General features: G+C 68.1%; 17 protein-coding genes and 1 pseudogene. 9 read left to right on the forward strand and 9 right to left on the reverse strand.

Going from position 1 to position 19,072, the window contains the following annotated elements:
• Positions 1-46: 46 nt before the first annotated feature.
• Positions 47-472, forward strand: a complete 426-nt coding sequence (locus BWI15_RS13675) for a Rid family hydrolase (protein ID WP_077014669.1) — start codon at positions 47-49, stop codon at positions 470-472.
• Positions 473-1,326: 854 nt separating this feature from the next.
• On the opposite strand, the gene BWI15_RS13685 is transcribed toward BWI15_RS13675, so the two are convergent.
• Positions 1,327-1,908: a TetR/AcrR family transcriptional regulator gene (locus tag BWI15_RS13685; RefSeq protein ID WP_077014671.1), complete on the reverse strand. Its 582-nt coding sequence runs from the start codon at positions 1,906-1,908 to the stop codon at positions 1,327-1,329.
• A 100-nt stretch (positions 1,909-2,008) separates the two neighbouring features.
• Positions 2,009-2,881: an alpha/beta fold hydrolase gene (locus BWI15_RS13690; RefSeq protein ID WP_077014672.1), complete on the reverse strand. Its 873-nt coding sequence runs from the start codon at positions 2,879-2,881 to the stop codon at positions 2,009-2,011.
• A gap of 250 nt (positions 2,882-3,131) precedes the next feature.
• Between BWI15_RS13690 and BWI15_RS40720 the strand changes: the two are divergent.
• From BWI15_RS40720 to BWI15_RS13720, 6 genes and pseudogenes are all read left to right on the forward strand, one after another.
• A pseudogene (locus BWI15_RS40720) lies at positions 3,132-3,257 on the forward strand (SDR family oxidoreductase); the annotation flags it as partial.
• 62 nt (positions 3,258-3,319) lie between these two features.
• A complete protein-coding gene (locus BWI15_RS13700) occupies positions 3,320-3,904 on the forward strand; it encodes an isochorismatase family protein (protein ID WP_077014673.1) in 585 nt (194 codons plus the stop codon).
• 140 nt (positions 3,905-4,044) lie between these two features.
• Complete coding sequence (locus tag BWI15_RS13705) at positions 4,045-4,887, forward strand: NmrA family NAD(P)-binding protein (protein WP_077014674.1); 843 nt, start codon at positions 4,045-4,047, stop codon at positions 4,885-4,887.
• Positions 4,888-4,912: 25 nt separating this feature from the next.
• The gene (locus BWI15_RS13710; RefSeq protein ID WP_077014675.1) at positions 4,913-5,443 is read left to right on the forward strand and encodes a cupin domain-containing protein; all 531 of its coding nucleotides are present in this window, start codon (positions 4,913-4,915) and stop codon (positions 5,441-5,443) included.
• 29 nt (positions 5,444-5,472) lie between these two features.
• The gene (locus tag BWI15_RS13715) at positions 5,473-5,937 is read left to right on the forward strand and encodes a nitroreductase/quinone reductase family protein (protein ID WP_202817635.1); all 465 of its coding nucleotides are present in this window, start codon (positions 5,473-5,475) and stop codon (positions 5,935-5,937) included.
• Positions 5,938-6,068: 131 nt separating this feature from the next.
• Positions 6,069-6,581 (forward strand): SRPBCC family protein, encoded by a 513-nt coding sequence (locus BWI15_RS13720; RefSeq protein ID WP_077014676.1) that lies wholly within the window; start codon positions 6,069-6,071, stop codon positions 6,579-6,581.
• A gap of 1,292 nt (positions 6,582-7,873) precedes the next feature.
• Here the strand turns inward: BWI15_RS13720 and BWI15_RS13730 are convergent.
• The 3 genes from BWI15_RS13730 to BWI15_RS40055 are packed head-to-tail and all read right to left on the reverse strand — an operon-like array spanning position 7,874 to position 11,687.
• Positions 7,874-9,088 (reverse strand): acyl-CoA dehydrogenase family protein, encoded by a 1,215-nt coding sequence (locus tag BWI15_RS13730; RefSeq protein WP_077014677.1) that lies wholly within the window; start codon positions 9,086-9,088, stop codon positions 7,874-7,876.
• Entirely contained in the window at positions 9,088-10,407 is a 1,320-nt protein-coding gene (locus BWI15_RS13735; RefSeq protein ID WP_143465557.1) for an acyl-CoA dehydrogenase family protein, read from the reverse strand. The genes BWI15_RS13730 and BWI15_RS13735 overlap by 1 nt, the downstream gene beginning before the upstream one ends.
• A gap of 59 nt (positions 10,408-10,466) precedes the next feature.
• Positions 10,467-11,687, reverse strand: a complete 1,221-nt coding sequence (locus BWI15_RS40055; protein ID WP_077014678.1) for an alpha/beta hydrolase fold domain-containing protein — start codon at positions 11,685-11,687, stop codon at positions 10,467-10,469.
• Between the two features lie 96 nt (positions 11,688-11,783).
• On the opposite strand from BWI15_RS40055, the gene BWI15_RS13745 reads away from it, so the two are divergent.
• Positions 11,784-12,251, forward strand: coding sequence for an alpha/beta hydrolase fold domain-containing protein (locus tag BWI15_RS13745; RefSeq protein ID WP_143465559.1), 468 nt, complete (start codon positions 11,784-11,786; stop codon positions 12,249-12,251).
• The gene (locus BWI15_RS13750; RefSeq protein WP_077014680.1) at positions 12,248-13,807 is read left to right on the forward strand and encodes an MFS transporter; all 1,560 of its coding nucleotides are present in this window, start codon (positions 12,248-12,250) and stop codon (positions 13,805-13,807) included. Before BWI15_RS13745 ends, BWI15_RS13750 begins: the two co-directional genes overlap by 4 nt.
• 22 nt (positions 13,808-13,829) lie before the next feature.
• Here BWI15_RS13750 and BWI15_RS39715 read toward each other — a convergent pair whose 3' ends face one another.
• From BWI15_RS39715 to BWI15_RS13770, 4 genes are all read right to left on the reverse strand, one after another.
• Positions 13,830-15,092: an RNA polymerase sigma factor gene (locus BWI15_RS39715; RefSeq protein ID WP_077014681.1), complete on the reverse strand. Its 1,263-nt coding sequence runs from the start codon at positions 15,090-15,092 to the stop codon at positions 13,830-13,832.
• Between the two features lie 82 nt (positions 15,093-15,174).
• A complete protein-coding gene (locus BWI15_RS13760) occupies positions 15,175-16,761 on the reverse strand; it encodes a phytoene desaturase family protein (protein ID WP_077014682.1) in 1,587 nt (528 codons plus the stop codon).
• Positions 16,762-16,948: 187 nt separating this feature from the next.
• A complete protein-coding gene (locus tag BWI15_RS13765; protein ID WP_077014683.1) occupies positions 16,949-17,776 on the reverse strand; it encodes an HpcH/HpaI aldolase/citrate lyase family protein in 828 nt (275 codons plus the stop codon).
• Positions 17,777-18,973, reverse strand: coding sequence for a CaiB/BaiF CoA transferase family protein (locus BWI15_RS13770; RefSeq protein ID WP_077014908.1), 1,197 nt, complete (start codon positions 18,971-18,973; stop codon positions 17,777-17,779). It lies immediately after the preceding gene.
• Between the last annotated feature and the right edge of the window lie 99 nt (positions 18,974-19,072).

Here is a 19,072-nt window from a genome sequence, read left to right on the forward strand (position 1 = left end):
ACTCATCCAGAGCGAACGCGCCCCTACCGAACGGACGTGGAACACCATGAGCACAGTCACCTTCGGCATCACTCCGGGCTACGGCCAGAAGTTGCACGATGCGCTCGGTTACAGCAGCGCCGTCCGCATCGGCGACCGGGTCGAGATCTCCGGCCAGGCCGGAGTCGACGACGACCTGACCGTTCCCGACTCGCTGGAAGAGGAGATCGTCCGGGCCTTCGACAACGTGGAGCGCACGCTCGCCACGGTCGGCGCGACCTGGAAGGACGTCGTCCACGTCAACTCCTACCACAAGGTCGAACCGGGCGACGACGTCATCGGCGACGACCACAACCGGGTCATGGCCGAGCAGTTCCGCCGGCGCCTCGGCGGCCGCGCGCCGATCTGGACCGAGACCGGCGTCACGGTCCTCGGCCTGGCCGCCATGCGCGTGGAGATCCGGGTCACCGCGATCGTCGACTCCGGCAACTGATCGACTGCGACCGGCGCAGGACGGCCGGAGCGGCGAGGCAACGAGTGAAGCCAACGACCCGCCAAGCGACGGTCCCGCTCTGCTCTGAAGCTCCGCCTGCCAGGCTTCAATCCCCCTACACCACAAGCTATTTCAGCTCGGCGGACGTCTTCCCCAGCAGCCTGCGGGCAACGATCAACTGCTGGATCTGCTGGGTGCTCTCGAAGATGTCCAAAATCTTGCTGGTGCAGGCGGAGCGGAACCGGCGACGCTGATCGACGCTTGTCGACGTCTCACGGAGCAGTGACGGAGCAGAACCGACGGGACGCCTGCCAATCACTGGATTGCCGAACCTGAACGGAGTCCTTGACTGAGTGCCGCTGTACAGCGGAAGGGCAACAGCTGATCAGCGATGAGGTCCATGCTCAGACCGTGACTCAATGGCGGCCGAGTCGAAGTCGATGCCACACCCACCCTCGACGCCCAGGTCCACGCAGCAACCGAACCCGCCGACGCAGACCGTCTCGCTCGGACCACCTCTCACATCTTCCGCAAGACCACCGCCAGCATCCTCGACAACGACGGCCAAACCGCCCGCCAGATCGCCGACCAACTCGGCCACGCCGCGTCTCCATGACCCAAGACGCCTACTTCGGCCGCAGGACAGGCGATGCGACAGCAGCCGAGGCGCTCCAGCGAGCCTTCGACCGCACCATCAGGCCCGACTCAGCTTTGTGATGTTGCCTTCTCAGAGGCATTGCTTTACTACCTGACCCACCATACTGAAGAGCTAACCACCGCTTAGGTGTGGCGAAGCCGGGCGTCGGTGACGTTGCCAACGCCCCGTCCAAGCACGCCGATTCGGACGCGAGCGGTCAGCGCGGAGCGAGACCGCGCAGGAAGTTGGCTATCTGACGTTGGGTCAGTTCTGGCCACATCGGTTCGGCTGTAGGGAAAGGCTGGGCGATCATGGCCCCGAACACGATGACGTCCAGAGCCGTCACGCCGGGACGGATCGACCCATCCAGGATTCCCTTCTTGATCATCTCTGCCACGCGATCATGCAGCTCGCTCTCCAGCCGCAGCGTCTCTGGGTCCCGCGTCGGAGGGGCCCCATGCCAAGTCATGACCAGCTGCGAGCCGTGCTCGACAGTTCGCGTGAGGAACATCCGGACGCATTCCTGCCCGTCGCAGTCTGCAGCCCCGACTTCGCGCAGCATGTCCACGACCATCTGGTACGAACGACGTTGTAGGTCCTCGAGCAGGTGTTCGCGCGACGGATACCGCCGATAGAGTGTGCCAACACCCACACCCGCTTCCTCGGCGATCTTGGCCATGGATACGCCATGGCCATCCCGCAAGAGAGCTGTCACAGCAGCCGCGAGCAGTCGCTCGCGGTTGCGTTGTGCATCGCGCCTGAGCGGGCGGTCGGCTTTCTTGGGTGAGGCGGACGCCATCGCTTCAGCCTAATCGACTCACACGCAGACAGGCGGCGGCTCGCTGAGATCGGAACCTCGCTCGCCGACGTGCCTCGGCTCCGCAAGCTCGTCATAGAAGTCATTGCGTGACGGTGAAGAAGTCGAGCAGGATCTGGGTAAGTTCTTCCGGGTTTTCGTCGCTGACCCAGTGGCCGGCATGGGACACGACGGCGCTGCGCGGTGACTCAGCCACCTGCGACATCGCCTTGCCGGCCATCTCGCCCAGGTTGTGGCTCCCCCCGATGCCGAGCGCCGGCATGGTGAGCTTTCGCTGCATGCTCGCCTCGTTGGCGGCGAGGTCTTGCCACGCGGCGGCGTAGTACTCGATGCCGGCACGCAGTGCTCCCGGTCGCGAAACGTTCCGCACGTACTCGTCCAGGTGTTCGGGACTCACCGCCGAACCGTCGCACGAGCCGTGCCAGAAGAACCAGTTCAGCAGTTCACGCTCGCGACCACGGAATGCGAATTCGGCGACGTCCGGGACGGTGAAGAACGCCAGCTGCCAGTTGCTGCCCGTGTGCCAATCCGGCGTGGGTTGCATCGCGCGCTCGTAGCCGCACCCCGGCAGTACGTACTCGATGAACGCCAGCTGCGTCACAGAGTCGGGGTCTGCGCTGGCGTAGTTGTAGGCGACGCCGGCCCCGTGGTCGTACCCGACGAGGCGGATCGGCCCCAACTCCAGGTCGTCAACGAGCTGACGGACGGAGCGCGCGATCGACTGCTTGTCGAAACCCGATCGCGGGATCGAGGACGAACCGCACCCCGGCAGATCGGGTACGAGGACCCGGTACTGCTCGGCAAGTCGCGGTGCCACCGAATGCCACTGCAGCGAGTGCTGCGGCCACCCGTGGAGGAGAACGACGGGATCGCCCTCGCCTCCGATCTGGTAGCGCAGAGAAGTCCCCTGGGCCTGGTATCGGCCGTGTTCGAAACCCGCGATGCCGGAACTCATGTTCGTGCCTCTCTGGTGTGAGTGCGCCTCTGCGTGGATCTGGGAGACGCGGTCGTCACGAGTCAATGTCGTCGCTCGCCGGTCGCGGGCGGGCCACTCACCCACCCGCTCACGGATCGTAGACACCTAGGGGGATAAATGGAATGATTCATCCGTTTATCGGATCGGCTGAGCGCCAGCGCCTCAGGCGAAGCGCCAGCCGGCGCCTGCTCGATCACGGGTCGCCGGTTGCAGTTCCCAGCGAAAGGCGCGCGCTCTCAAGCGTGACCAGCACGCCGAGGACCTCGTCGGGCCCGTGTTCTTCCTCGCGTCCCCCGACGCGGACTTCGTCACTGGCCAGACCCTCAACGTCGACGGCGGCATGTACATGAACTGACCACCGACATCGACACCGCGCACACCGAAGAACGGCAACCAGAACAAAGGAAGGGAAACCTCATGACCTCGAACCTCTTCACCCCCGAGGACACCGCGATCCTGCTGATCGACCACCAGGTAGGAACCATGAGCTGGGTCAGGTCCGGCGACCGCGACGAGATGAAGGCAAACGCGTTGGCGCTGGCGAAGGCCGCCAAGGCCCTCGGGATGCCCCTCGTCCTCACCTCATCACTGGAAGACCATCAGCAAGGTCCCCTCGCAGAAGAACTGAAGGACATCGCACCCGAGGAGTACGCGAACCGTATCCAGCGCGTCGGAGTAGTGAACGCATTGGAAGACGAGAACTTCGCAGCAGCGGTTCGCGGCACGGGTCGCAAGAACCTCGTCGTCGCCGGCGTCACCAACGACGTGTGCACCGTCTACCCGACGCTCACCGCACTACAGGACGGCTATCGCGTACAGGTGGTGGCCGACGCCGGCGGCTCGATGAGCAAGCTCGCCGACGACGTCGCCCTCAGGCGCATGGAGAACGCCGGTGCAGGAATCACGTCGACCAACATGATTCTGACCGAGTTGGCGCGCAACTGGGCGTCCGCGGCCGGTGAGGCCCTCATCCCGATCGTGGGTGCCCTCATCCCGCAGTGATCGGACGTGCGTCCGAGACCCCCCGGGCGGACCTGTTGAGGTGGCTCAACCACCTCCGGAGTCCGCCCGGTGAAGGCGATCGAGATCGACAGGCGTTGACCAGGAATTATGCGGAATATATCGTCCACTTAGGAGGATGGATGACTACGTCAGACGATCGAGTGCTCGTGGTCGGAGCGGCCGGCCCCAACGCGGGACTGGTTGTTCCCGAACTGGTTCGACGCGGCGCACTCGTACGAGGGCTTGTGCGCCACGAAAACCAAACGGAAGCGGTACGGTCACGCGGCGCCCACGAAGTCGTCGTCGGTGACCTGACCGACCGAGACAGTGTGCGTGAGGCTCTCGACGGAGTCAGCCGTGCGTTCTATATCGCGCCCGCGTTCATCCCCGACGAAGCAGAGATCGGCCGAGCGTTCGTGACGGACGCCGTCGAATCCGGCGTGAGACGAATTGTCTTCTCCTCCGTCATACACCCCGTGCTTGCCGACCTCGTGAACCACGCAGCAAAGGCGCCGGTCGAAGAGGCGATCCTGAACACCGGCATCGAATTCACGTTCCTGCATCCCGTCCTGTTCTTCCAGATGCTCGAAGGCAGCATTCCCGCCGCCGCGGAGTCCGGAACACTGGCGGAGCCATGGTCGGCCGAGACGCGCTTCTCGCGTGTCGACTATCGCGACGTCGCAGAAGTAGCAGCCCACGCCCTCCTCGAGGACGACCTGCTGTGGGGCACGCTCGACCTGGCCGCGCCGGGGCAACTCAACCGACACGAAGTCGCCTCACTCATCGCCGACGCTTCCGGCCGCGACGTGAAGGCCACGCGAATCGACCCAGATCGACTCGACGTACCCGCGCCAATGCGGGCGATGTTCGACCACTACGACCACACGGGACTGGTGGCCAGCCCGCTCACGCTCCGCGCCGCCCTGGGCCGAGAACCGCGATCCCTACTCGACTACATCGACGAAACACTCGACCAGCATTGACCGCATCCCACAGAAAGTAGACGAGATGACAGCCACCGAGAACACCACCGCGGGCATCCCCGACGACGACCCTTCCCGCTCCCTGACGGTCGTCAAGCCCGACGACCCGGACACTACCTATCTCGCCCTCGCCGGCGACAACTACGCCATGCTGATCGGCGGTGACCAGACCGACGGACGCTATTGCCTGATCGACATGCGGGTGCCGGACGGCGGAGGCCCGCCGCCCCACCGTCACAACTTCGAAGAAATGTTCACCATCCTCGAAGGCGAGATCACCTTCACCTTCCGCGGGCAGGAGCACACAGTCCCGGCCGGGTCGACGGTGAACATCCCCGCGAACGCGCCACACTTCTTCCGCAACAAGTCGGGTGCGCCGGCACGAATGCTCTGCATGTGTACCCCTGCCGGTCAGGAGGAGTACTTCCTCCGAGTAGGTCACGTCGTCGACGGGCCCGAGTCGGCACCTCCGGAGCTCTCCCCCGAGGAGGAGGCCGCGGGTCGACAGCTCGCAGTCGAGCTGGCCGGGCAGTATCAGACCGAAATGCTCATCTGAGCGCGGACCGCCGGAGAGGATGGTGGCAGGTGCCGAGTTTCAACGACGAGATCATCGCCGAATTTCGGACCACCAAGGGACACGTCGGACGAGGGTTCGGTAGCAGCCTGGTGCTGATCCACACGGTCGGGCGCAGTAGCGGGAAACGACGGGTCAACCCCGCGATGTCTCTGCACGACGGCGATGACTGGCTCGTGGTGGGCTCCGCGGCGGGGGCGCAGTCAGACCCGGCGTGGGTGAAAAACCTTCGAGCGCATCCCCGGACCACCATCGAGGTCCCGCGCCGCAGGTCGGCGGGCGGGACGTCGAGCACGTCGAGATCACCGCCGAAGAACTCCAAGGAGCCGAACGTGACCAGGCATTCGCCCGCTTCACGGCGAAATCAGATTCGTTCCGCAAGTATCAAGCACGAGCGGGCCGAATGCTCCCGGTCATCCGACTGCGTCGATCATCCGTTGGATGAATTGCTGCGCCGAGCGGAGCAACAAACCTGATCAAGCATACATATTCCGAGTTCTAACCTCTGGTTCAATGCCGGCGAAACGCCAATAGTCCTTGGACCGTGGCTGGTGCACGGGGCTTGGTTGTCCATGCAACACCCCAACAGAAGTGAGAGTCAGATCCCATGTCCACGACCCCCCTCATACGAGACGGTGACCCAAGCGTCCCGGCCGTCGTCCAAAGAAGGTCCGTACTCAACCCCGAGCGAGCCTTTGCCATCATCGCCCCCATCGATCTCTCCCTCGTGTTCCGAGGATGGGGGCCGTTCCCTGGAGTGCGCGGGGTATCCAACCAGTCCGGCTCGTGGGATGCGGTCGGGGATCACCGGAACCCGGATCTCACCGACGGTTCAACGGCGAATGAACGCTTGACCGAGTACGTCGCACCACACTCGTTCGCCTACGAACTGACCGACTTCACGAACCTCCTGCGACACTTCGTTGCCGGGGTCCGAGGAGAATGGACCTTCGCTCCCGACGGAGGCGGTACGCTCATCCGCTGGACATATGAATTCAAACCTCTTCCCTGGCGAAGGGCAATTGTTGGTGGAGCATTGGCGCCGCTGTGGCGAAGGTATATGGAACAGGCATTGCGCGACGCCGTATCAGCCGCCGAGCGGATAGCGAACTCGGAGTAGCTCCCCGGGAGAGACGAAGTCGGCAGCGGCGACCGCGCATGGGAGCAGTGGCAATGACGAACCCGAGCAACTTCGAGGAGATCGGGGGAGCGAGATCGGGCGACGCGCCGCGGGGAGGAGACGGCCACCCGGCCACGACCCGATCCGAGGTGGCCTCCGGTTCATGCCGGAACTTCTGTGTCTGGTCGTCTGCATGACCGAGCAGGAACGCTGGCGGTCGCTGACCAGCGAGAGGAGATAGCTCGACCGGGATCAGCGCGCGCCGCGACGTGAACGGCGTACGGAACGACGGCTTCTCGCGTGACCGTCTCGGCAGTGCCACGGACCTATCCCGAGGTGGCTGTCGAGCGTGTCCGGCTGATTCAGCAGCTCTTCACCGCCGGCCTGCCCAGCGGGACCATCGTGCAGTGCAATTCGTACCCTGCATCGAGACCGGCCGCGCTTCACACGCGGCCTTCGAGCTGATGGCAGCCGAACGCAACCGCATCACCACTGCGATGACCCAACTTGCGGGCGCGCGAGACGCACTCGACCGCATGATCCATATCGCCAACCGCCCCACCCCGAACACTGCCCCGCCCTCCGGGAGCCGGCCTGGGCTCCGTACGATGCCACGAGCTCGGATGCGGCCGACCCGGAAGCGGCCGTCGCCGTCTGACCGCAGGAGAAACCGGTCCTTGCTCGAGGGTGAGTCGATGCTTCGGGCAACGCCCTGGGACACGATCGCGTCGTGCGCGAGGATCCAGGCCAGACAGATCGCCGCGGGCGCGACGCGTTGCCGCGTCGCGATTTCCCGGACGACGGGTCGTCCGGGGGATGGGATGCCTGCAGTGCACCATCACAGACAAGACCGGCGGCACGTGGCCCACGGCTCGGTGTCGATGCCGAGCATCCGGAATGGGCCATGATGCTCACGGAGGTTGGATGGTCACTCGCTGCCTGCAAAGGACATCCGAGGCCGGCGTCGGTACAAGCCGACAACACGACCGGCATGCATGCTCTGCGGCACTACTACGCGAGCGTGACTCCGTCGGACGCGATCAACATCAAGGAACTCTCGGAGTACCTTGGACATCACGATCCGGGTTCACGCTGCAGATGTACACCCACATGCTGCCCTCGTCGCACGAACGCGCTCGCCAGGCGGTGGATCGCCGGCTCGCGCGACTCGATCTGCGGCTCCCGGAGCAGCGACGGAGCAGGCTCCCATCGGGCCTGAGTACGAACCCCCAGACAACGATCCCAGCCTGCTCTGAGAGGCGCCCACAAAGGCGAGGTTCTCTATTCACAAGCTATTTCAGCTCAGCCGACGTCTTCCCCAGCAGCCGCCGCGCCACGATCAGCTGCTGGATCTGTTGGGTCCCCTCGAAGATGTCCAGGATCTTCGAATCCCGAGCCCACTTCTCCAGCAGCTCGTGTTCGGAGTAGCCGAGGGAGCCGGCCAGTTCCACGCAGCGCAGGGTGATGTCGTTGGCGGCGCGGCCGGCCTTGGCCTTGGCCATGGAGGCCTGCAGGGAGTTGGGCCGCGCGTTGTCCGCCATCCACGCGGCCTGCAGCGTCAGCAGGTACGCCGCCTCCCAGTCGGCCTCGAGTTCCACGAACGTCGCGGCCGCGGCCGGCTGCAGATGGGTCGGGCGGTCGTAGTCGATCTCGACTCCGGCCTCCGCCAGCAGCTCACGAGTGAGCTCCAACGAAGCCCGCGCGCAGCCGACAGCCATGGCGGCGACCAGGGGCCGGGTGTTGTCGAAGGTCTGCATGACGCCCGCAAAGCCCTTGTCGGGATCGACTTCGGGAGAGCCCAGCAGGTTCTCGGCGGGCACGCGGCAGTTGGTGAGGCGAATGGTCGCGGTGTCGGACGACCGGATGCCGAGCTTGTGCTCGACCCGCTCGACCGTCAGCCCTGGCGTCTCCTTCGGTACGACGAACGGCTTGATCGCCGCCCGGCCCAGCGACTTGTCGACCGTGGCCCAGACGACCACCGCGTCGCAGCGGGCGCCGGCGGTGACGAAGATCTTCTCGCCGTCGAGCACGTAGTGGTCGCCGTCGCGGCGGGCCGTGGTCTGGATGTTCGCCGAGTCCGAACCGCAGCCGGGCTCGGTGATCGCCATCGCGGCCCATACCCCGTCGAAGCGGCGCAACTGCTCGTCGGAGGCGACCGACGCGATCGCCGAGTTGCCCAAGCCCTGCCGCGGCATCGACAGCAGCAGGCCGACGTCGCCCCAGCACATCTCCATGATCGACAGCACCGACGACAGGTTGGAGCCGTTCTTCACTCGGCCACTGTCGTCGTCAGCGTCAGTACGCCGTACGCCGCTCGCTCCCGCCCCCGACCCCGTCCCGCTCGCGCCCAGGCCGTCGACGAGAGCGGCCAGCAGGTCGAGCTCCTTCGGATACTCGTGCTCGGCCAAGTCGTAGCGCCGCGAGTTCGGCCGCAACATCTCGGCCGCGACCTGGTGCGCCTGGTTGACGAAGGTACGGAACTTCCGGGGAACTTCCAGGTTGATCATCAGACCAGCACCGCACCTTCCATCACGCCGACGGCCCGCAGGTCGCGGTACCACCGCTCGACCGGATGCTCCTTGACGAACCCGTGCCCGCCGAGCAACTGGACGCCGTCCGTCCCGATCCGCATCCCCTTGTCCGTGCACAGCCGCCGCGCCAGCGCGACCTCTCGCGCGTACGAAAGCCCTTGCTCCGCACGCGATCCGGCCCGGTAAGTGACCAGCCGCATCCCCTCGAGCTCGATCGCGATGTTCGCCACCATGAACGCGACCGACTGCCGATGGCTGATCGGCTCCCCGAACGCCGTCCGCTCGTTCACGTACGGCGTGACGTAGTCGAGCACCGCCTTCGCCGTCCCGAGACTCAACGCGCACCAGCCGAGCCGCGACAAGCGCACACAGTCGGCGTAGTCCGCCAACGTCCCGAGCTGCACCGCCGGCACGTCCTCGAGCACCACCCGGCTGAGCGACGCCGCCCGCAGCCCCATCGACGGCTCGGCTTCGATGGTCACGCCCGGATGGTCGGACTCGACCAGGAACAACGCCGGCCCCTGATCCTCCAACTGGGCCGCGATCACGAACACCTCGGCCTCGGCGCCCCGCGGGACCAGCGACTTCACGCCGTTCAGCAGGTGGCCGGTGCGCTGCCGGGTCGCGCGGGTCTTCAGTGCGAACGGATCGAACAACGGCCGCGGCTCGACGATCGCCAGCGCGGCCGCGGGCACGTTCTCACCCGTGAAGGCCGGCAGGTACGTCGCTTGCTGGGTCTCGTCGCCCCACAGCGAGATCGCCGTACTGACCGCGGCCGGCGCGAGGCAGGCGACCGCCTGGCCCATGTCGCCGTGCGCCATCGCCTCGGCCACCAGGACGCCGGTCATCGCCGACCGCTCGGTGACGATCCCGCCGAGTTCCTCCGGCACCTCGATCAGGCTCAGCCCCAGCTCGGCGGACTGCTCCAGCACCTTCGGGTCGGTCGCGCACGCGGTGTCGGCGTCCGCGGCACCCGGCCGCAGCACCTCCGCCGCGAACTCGGTCACCACGCCGACGACCATCTGCTGGTCCTCGGTCGGCGTCAGGTCGAACCGCCCGGTCCCCCGCGCCGACGGCAGCCGGGCCGGCCTGGCCAGCTTCGTCGCGGCCGAGAAACTCCTGGTCAGCGCGCCGGCCGTGCGGAATCCCGTCCGGGTCGCCTCGAACACCACCCGCTCGGTCTGCTTACGCAGTCCGAGCCGGTCGATCGCCCGCGACCTGGCCAGCTTGTTGAGCAACGCGACGCCGTACCCGATCGCGTCCCGCCCGGTGCGTACCGCTTGGTCACTCGCCATGCGGTCACTGTAAACCGAAGTTACAACTCAAGTCACGCCCGCCACCGGCGCCGACGCGCTCAGACGGTCTTGCTGACCTGCCCGGGCCCGAGCAGCCGCTCGGTGAACTCCCCCACCTTGGCCATCGCCTGCTGCGCCTCGGGCAGGAACGACCAGAACAGCTGGAAGATGTGTGTCTCCACGGCGTACAGCTCCATCGTCACGTCGACGCCCTGCTGCTCCGCCCGCTCGGCCAACTGCCGCGCTCCCACCGCGACCGGATCACCGGTGGCGAGCTGGATCAGCAGCGGCGGAAGCCCGGTCAGGTCGGCGTTCATCGGGTCGAGCAGCGGATCGTCGGTCGGCTGCCCGGCGACGTACCACTCGACGCACTGCGCCAGCATGCCGAAGTTCTCGTGCTCGGCCAGCGGCGACGTTCCTTCGATGATCTCGGTCATGTCCACGCCGGGACACAGCAGCACGGCGCCTGCCGGCGTCGGATGGCCGCGGTCACGCAGAGCCAGCAGGAGCGACAACGCCAGAGCTCCTCCCCCGGAGTCGCCGGAGACGATCAGCTGGTCGGCCGGCACCTGCTCCAGCATCCACAGGTAGGCGCTCACCGCGTCGTCGACCGCCGCCGGGTAAGGATGCTCCGGAGCCAGCCGGTAGTCCGGAACCAGTACGCCGCTCCCGATGCTTGTCGCCAGCGCTCCGGAGAACCCGCGATACCCGTACGCCGAGCCCATCACAAAGCCTCCTCCGTGCAGGTGCAGCACGTTCGGCGGCCTGGACGCGTCAGCAGCGACCTGCAGAGCCGGTACGCCGCCGCACGTCAGCGGCAGCACCACAACGTCAGGCGGCACCGGCGCCTGCGCCAGCATCTGCTCGTACGCCGCACGCAAGCTCGTCAGGCTCTCCTGCCCCCGGTCCGAGCGACCGGTCGCCACCGGCGCCCACATGCGATTCGCCCGTCCGACCAGCTCTCCCCCGACCGATCGCGCAGTCACCAGCGCGCTGTCCAGGTCGGCCAGCAGCGTCCGGGTGCGATCCAGCAGCGCCTCGCCGGCCAGCGTGAGCTCTACCCGGTGGGTCGAGCGCCGGAGCAGGTCACACCCCAGCAGCCGTTCCAATGCACGGATTTGGCGGCTCAGCGCGGGCTGCGACAGGTAGAGCCGGCTCGCGGCGCGGCCGAAGTTCAGCTCCTCCGCGACAGCTACGAACGCCCGCAGGTGCCGCAACTCGATCGCGTCCGGCGTGTTGGACAGCGCCAGGACGTCCGCAGACTCGTTGCTCTCGCTCATGCCGACATTCTGACCCCGAAGCGGGCTGCCGGTCCGTCGTTCGGTCATGCCGTTGCCGCACGACCGCCATGCACAATCGGCCTTTCCCTTGGACCGGTGCGCACTGCGACGGTTTTCGGCATGACCTCCTCACCACCACTGACCCGTCGTGCAGCGGTCCAGCTGCGCGGCACCACCGGCCCGATCTGGGCCCGCATCTACTGGCCGCCCGGCAGCGGTCCGGGCCGGCCACCGCCTCCCCTGCTGATCTATTTCGCCGGGTCGGAAGCCAACGATGCCGACCCGGAGTGCCGGCAGCTCTGCCTGCGCGGCGGACTGGTCATCCTGGCCGGCCCCTCCACCACGCCGTACGACGTGGCGCTGGCCGACGCACAGGCGATCGTCGGCTGGGCCGCCGACCACGCGACCGAGCTGGAAGCCGATCCGGCCCGGCTCTTGATCTCCGGCCGCGGCGACGGCCTCGTACTGGCGACCGAGGTGAGTCGGATCGCCGGACAGGAGGGCTGGCCGGAGCTCCTCCTACTGACCGACCTGGCCACCACCTTGGAAAGGACGAACCGATGAGTGAGACATCTCCGCGCGCGACCCGGCGGGAGTGGATCGGACTGGCCGTACTGGCCCTGCCGACGCTGCTGCTGTCGCTCGACGTCAGTGTGCTCTACCTGGCGCTGCCGAAGCTGAGCGCCGACCTGGGCGCGGATAGCACCCAGCAACTCTGGATCCTGGACATCTACTCGTTCCTGCTGGCCGGCTTCCTGGTCACCATGGGCACGCTCGGCGACCGGATCGGCCGGCGCAAGCTGCTGCTGATCGGTGCGGGCGCGTTCGGCGTGGCCTCGGTGCTCGCGGCCTGGTCCAGCAGCCCGGAGATGCTGATCGGCACCCGGGCGCTGCTCGGCATCGCCGGGGCGACTCTGATGCCGTCGACGATGGCCCTGATCCGCAACATGTTCCACGACCCGCAGCAAATGGGACAGGCGCTCGGACTGTGGTTCAGCTGCTTCATGGGCGGCATGCTGCTCGGCCCGGTGGTCGGTGGGGTGATGCTGGAGCACTTCTGGTGGGGCTCGGCGTTCCTGCTCGGCGTACCGGTGATGGTGCTGCTGATGATCCTCGGTCCGGTGCTGCTGCCGGAGTACCGCGACCCGAACGCGGGCCGGATCGACCTGGCCAGCGTGGCGTTGTCGCTCGCGACGATCCTGCCGGTGATCTGGGGACTCAAGGAGCTGGCCCGATCCGGTTGGGCTGTCAGGCCCGCGGTGGCCATCGTGGTCGGCGTCCTGCTCGGTGTTGTCTTCGTACGGCGGCAGCAGCGGCTCGAACACCCGCTGCTGGACCTCGGACTGTTCCGGCTGCCCCGGTTCACTCCGGCGCTGGCCGTGATGCTCGCCAGTGGGGTGGTGATGGCCGGGATCGCCTTCCAGGCGGCACTGTTCCTGCAGGTGGTCGAGGGGCTGTCGCCGCTGGACGCCGGGCTCTGGCTGATCCCGTCGAACGTCGCGATGATCGCCGGGATGAGCCTGGCGCCCCGGATCGCTCAGCGCCGGCAGACCTCGACGGTGGTCGCGGCCGGGCTGCTGGTCTGTGCCGCGGGGCTGCTGATCGTGACGCTGGCGGACAGCAGCGGCGGACTCGGCGTACTGGTGACCGGTCTGGTCGTGACGTCGTTCGGGATGGGCCTGCCGATGACGCTGACGATGAACCTGATCATGGCGGCGACTCCGCCGGAGCGGGCGGGTTCGGCGGCGTCGCTGAACGAGACCAGCGGGGAAGGCGGGATCGCGCTGGGCGTCGCGATGCTGGGCAGCCTGGGCACGTTCGCCTACCAGCGGAGTCTCGAGGTGCCCGCCGGCCTGCCGTACGGCGTTGCGGAGCAGGCGCGGCAGAGCGTGACCGCCGCGGTTGCGGCGGCAGGTGAGTTGCCTGGTCAGCTGGGTGAGGATCTGGCGTCGGCGGCCAAAGCGGCGTTCACGACCGGGCTCGACGCGGTCGCGATGGTCGGTGCGGTGGTTTTCCTGGGCTGTGCGGTGATGGCCGCGATCCGGCTGCGGACCACGGCCACGCCGGAGCAGGCTACGGCTTCGGAGCCGGTCTCGGATCGCGCCGCCGAACCGGTCTGAGTGCGTTGAATCCGGCCGGGCGTCAGCCGTCGGCGATCTCGGTGGAGATCCCGGCGGCTTTCGCCGTGAGGTAGCGCTGCTCCGGCAGGCTCGTCGTACGGCGGGCCGCTGCGAGAAAATGTTCCCGGGCCGCGGCGAGCTCGCCGGCTCGCTCGAGCAGATGGGCCCGGACGGCGTCGAGCCGGTGGTTGTCGGCCAGGTGCTTGTCGTCGTCGAGCGTCGCGAGCAGGTCCAGCCCGGCCCGGGGCCCTTCGACCTGGGCGAGCGCGATCGCGCGGTTGAGCGTGACCATCGGGTTCGGCGCGAGCTTCTCCAGCAGCCGGTAGAGCGCGAGGATCTGCGGCCAGTCGGTCTCTTCGGCCGTCGGCGCCTCGGCGTGCACGGCGGCGATCGCGGCCTGCAGCTGGTACGGGCCGGCTTCTCCCTTGGCCAGCGTCTCCAGCGTCAGCGCCGCGCCCTCCTCGATGGACTCGCGGTTCCACAGTGAGCGGTCCTGCTCGTCGATCGGGATCAGCCCGCCGTCCTCGGTCGTCCGCGCCGCCCGGCGGGCATCCGTGAGCAGCATCAGCGCGAGCAGACCGGCGACCTCGCCCTCGTCCGGCAGCGACTCGCGCAGCATCCTGGTCAGCCGGATCGCCTCCGCGGTCAGCTCGACCCGCTGCAACTGCTCGCCGGAGCTGGCGGTGTAGCCCTCGTTGAAGATCAGGTAGAGCACCTGCAGGACGACGCGCAGCCGGTCGGCCCGCTCTTCCTCGGGCGGCAGCACGAACCGGCTCCCGGCCGCCTTGATGCTCTTCTTCGCCCGGCTGATCCGCGGCGCCATCGTTGCCTCAGGCACCATGAACGCGCGCGCGATCTCCGCCGTACCGAGACCGCCCACCGCGCGCAACGTCAACGCGACCTGCGAAGCAGGTGTCACCGCCGGGTGGCAGCACAGGAACAACAAGGTCAGCGTATCGTCGCCCTCAGCCGGCTGGTCCTGGTCGGCGCCCGGCGCGACCAGTTCGTCCGGACCCGCCATCGCCGCGACCGAGTCCTCGCGCTTGCGGCGCGCACTCTCGCTGCGGAACTGGTCGGTCAGCCGCCGGGTCGCGACGGTGATCAACCAGCCCCGCGGATTCGCCGGTACGCCGTCGGTCGGCCACTGCGTCGCCGCCGCCAGCAGGGCCTCCTGGACGGCGTCCTCGCAGAGGTCGAACTGCCCGTACCGCCTGGTCAGGAAGCCGAGCACCTGCGGGGTCAGCTCGCGCAGCGACTGCTCGATCCGCCCATCGCTTCCACTCATGACCCCACCCTGCCTCTCCCCCGGCTCACACACCAACCTCCTCCGCCTGGAACTGAGCTGCGGGCGGGTCGTGGATGTCGCTTCAGCGCTGGAGGTGGCGGAGGGCAGTCGTGGGAATCGCCCGGGTGAGCGGGCCGAGGACGGAGGCGTCCCGGAGGGCGGTGCGGGCGGCCAGGTGACCGCAGGCGCCGTGGACACCAGGACCGGGATGGATCGCCGAGCTGCCGAGGTAGAGACCCGTGACGAACGTGCGCGGACTGCCGAGACCAACCGTCGGCCGGAAGATGAGTTGCTGATGAAGCTGCGCGGTACCGCCGCCGAGCGCGCCGAGGCCGAGCGACGCGTTCTGGCCGACGAAGTCGCTGGGCCGTTGCAGGTCGCGGTCGATCACGACTTCGGAGAAGCCGGGGGCATAGCGCTCGATGTGCCGGTCCATCAGGTCGCCGAGCTTCTCGGCGGAGGCGTCGTCGTCGATGCCGCGCGGGAGATGTGAGTACGCCCAGACCGCCTCGGTCCCCTCCGGCGACCGGCTCGGGTCGGCCTTCGTGGTCTGACCGATCAGCATGAACGGTTCCACCGGCAACCGCCCGGTCTCCAGATCCGCGGACAGGTGAACGAGATCGTCGGCGGTCCCGCCGAGGTGAACCACTCCGGCCACGCGCGCGTCGTCGGAGTTCCACGGTATCGGCCCGCTCAGCCGGTAGTTGACCTTCACCGTCGGGTAGTCCCACTCGAACCGCTCGAGATCCCGCCGCAGCCCACCCGGGACACTTGCCTCAGGCAACAGTACGTCGTACAGCGTGCTCGCGGAGACGTCGCCGATCACCGCCCGGCTCACCGCGATGCGTTCACCCGAGGCGGTACGGACGGCGCTCGCGCGGCCGGCGGTCAGCTCGATGCCCGTGACCGGCGTACCGGCGACGAACAGTGCACCGGCGCGTTCGGCGCGGCGGCGCAACGCGTTCGACAGCGCACTCGAACCGCCTTCCGCGACCGGATAACCGACGTCCTGAGCCAGCATCGCGAGCAACCAACCCATCGTGCCGCTGACCGAGCCACTGAGCGGGGCGTCAGCGTGGAACGAGTTCCCGGCGAGCAGCGCACGACCGCCCGGCCCTTCGAACAACTCCTGCGCCATCCGATGCATCGGCATCGCCATGAACCGCGCGAACCGGACCAGCTCCCCCGCCGATCCCAGCCGCCGAGCCAGCCGCGCCGCGGGCAGCACCGGCGGCCACCTGGTCAACAGGGATTGCAGGAACGGCTCGCGGATTCCCACGTACTTGGAGTACAGGTCCAGCCACGCGTCGCCATCGGCCGGATGGTGGCGCGCGACGGAGGCGGCGGTGTCGTTGGGGTCCGGGTGAATCGCGACAGAGTTGTCCGGGTCGAGCAGGTGCGCGAGCGCCAGCGGAGCATGCGCCCACTTCAGCCCGAACTGCTCCAACTCCAGCGCCCGAAACACCGGCGACGCCACGCCCAGCGGGTAGTTCGAGCTGAACCGATCACTCACCCAGCCGTCCTCGACGGTCGACCGCACCGCACCGCCGAAGGTGTCGGCCGCCTCGAGCACCAGTACGTCCCACCCGGCATCAGCCAACTCAACCGCACTGACCAACCCGTTCGGACCCGACCCGATGACGACGGCATCCACCCTGCGAGGAAGCATGCTTCCGACCCTAAGCCATCTCGGTTGCCGCACACGGCAGCGCGCTCGCGATCTGCAGCACACTCCGCTGCCGCGCGACCACCTGACTGGCCGGTGCTCCAGGCGAGCCTGGGGCGGGGCAAGCATCCCGCCGGCGCAGAAAACCGGTCCAGGCAGCCCGCCGGCCCCGGCAGACCGCCTGGCGTGTTCAGCTCTGGCGGGACTCGATGTGTTGCATCAGCGTCGTGAGTTCCCGGGCTCGCGCCAGCATCGCCGGGTCGACCATGCGGCCGTCGGGGAGGACGATGACTCCGCCCTCGGCAACCCCGGCCTTCTCCACCGCCGCCAAGAGGTTGGCTGCATCGGCTAGTTGGGTCGCGGTGGGAGTGAAGGACTCGACGATCGGCGTGAGCTGGCGTGGATGGATCGCCGTGCGGCCGACGAAGCCGAGTTTGCGGCCTTCGAGGCTGGTACGACGGAGGCCTTCCTCGTCGTTGACGTACGGATAGACCGACATCATCGGGGCGCCGAGTCCGGCGGCGCGGGAGGCGGACACGAGTCGGCCGCGGGCCCACGCGAGGCCTTCGGGGCCGTCGACGCCAAGGGCACCGGAGAGGTCGGCTTCGCCGAGGGCGACTGCGACGACGCGGGGGTCGGCCGAGGCGATCTCGAAGGCTCGTTCGAGGCCGAGGGGTGACTCGATCAGGGCCGTGATTCTTGCCGAGGGCACCTGATCGAGGACGGCGCGCACGTCCGCCGCGCTTTCGACCTTCGGGAGTCGCACCCGCACGTCCGGAACCGCCGCGAGCGCGGCCAGGTCGTCCTCGATCCACGGCGTGCCGGGCGCGTTCACCCGTATCTCGAACGCCGCCGACGCGCGCGCCGCGATCCACGCCACGGCCCAGCCTCGCGCATCCGCCTTGTCGTCCACCGGTACGGCGTCCTCGAGGTCGAAGACCACCACATCGGGGCCTGCGGCAACGGCCTTCGCGAAGCGGTCCGGACGGTTGGCCGGCACGTACAGAGCGGTCAGCACTCAGACCACACCCGACTCACGCAGCGCCGCGAGTTGCTCCGGCGTGATGCCGATCTCGGCCAGCACCGCATCGGTGTCGGCGCCGTGCGGACGGCCGGCCCAACGGATCTGGCCAGGGGTGTCCGACAGCCGGAACAGCACGTTCTGCATCGCGACCGGGCCGCCGAGCTCCTCGTCGTCGACCTCGACGATCGTGCCGAGTGCGGCGTACTGCGGGTCCTCGACGATGCCGCGGATGTCGTGGACCGGGCCGACGGCCGCCTCGGCCTTCTCGAAGGCGAACATGACCTCGTCCAGAGAGCGCTCCCCGATCCAGGAACCGACCGCCTCGTCCAGCTCGTCGGCGTGCTGGGCGCGTTCGCGACCGGTGCCGAACCACGGTTGCGCGACCAGGTCCGGGCGACCGACCAGCGTGACCACGCGTTCGGCGATGCTCTGGGAGCTGGTCGAGACGGCGACCCAGCGGCCGTCGGCGGTCTGATAGACGTTGCGCGGAGCGTTGTTCGACGAGCGGTTGCCGAGCCGCGGCTGGACGTACCCGGTCTGCTGGTACGCCGTGATCTGCCCGCCGAGCATCATCAGGATCGGCTCGATGATCGCCATGTCGATCACCTGTCCCTGCCCCGACCGGTCCCGTTCGCGCAGTGCGACCAGTACGGCGTACGCGGTGGCGAGCGCGGTGATCCCGTCGGCCAGGCCGAACGGCGGCAGGGTCGGTGGGCCGTCGGGCTCACCGGTCACCGCGGCGAAACCGCTCATCGCTTCGGCCAGCGAGCCGAAACCCGGCCGGCTCGACCACGGGCCGACCTGGCCGAACGCGGTGATGCGGGCGATGACCAGGCGCGGATTCGCCTCGAGCAGGACGTCGGGACCGAGGCCCCAGCGCTCGAGCGTGCCCGGGCGGAAGTTCTCCACCAGGACGTCCTGTTCGCGGATCAGCTCGAGAAACACGTCGCGGCCGCGGGACAGGTCGAGGGTGGCGAGTCGCTTGTTCCGACCCAGGGTCTTGAACCACAACCCCACGCCGTCTTTCGAAGCACCGTGCCCGCGGGCCGCGTCCGGGCGCGCGGGGTGCTCGATCTTGGTGACGTCGGCCCCGAAGTCGCCGAGGAACGTCGCGGCGAGCGGACCGGCGAACAGCGTCGCCGCCTCCACCACCCTGACTCCCGCCAGCGGTGCCGCCCGACGAGCGGACACGCTCACGCCGGGCGCCGATTCAGTTGCCCCCAGCACCCCCGCATCGCCCGCACCCGCAGGCACGCTCGCGCCCGGCACCGCGGCTGAGGTGTTCCCGGA

Origin of the sequence: Kribbella sp. ALI-6-A (assembly GCF_001984195.1) — a bacterium.
GTDB lineage: Bacteria > Actinomycetota > Actinomycetes > Propionibacteriales > Kribbellaceae > Kribbella.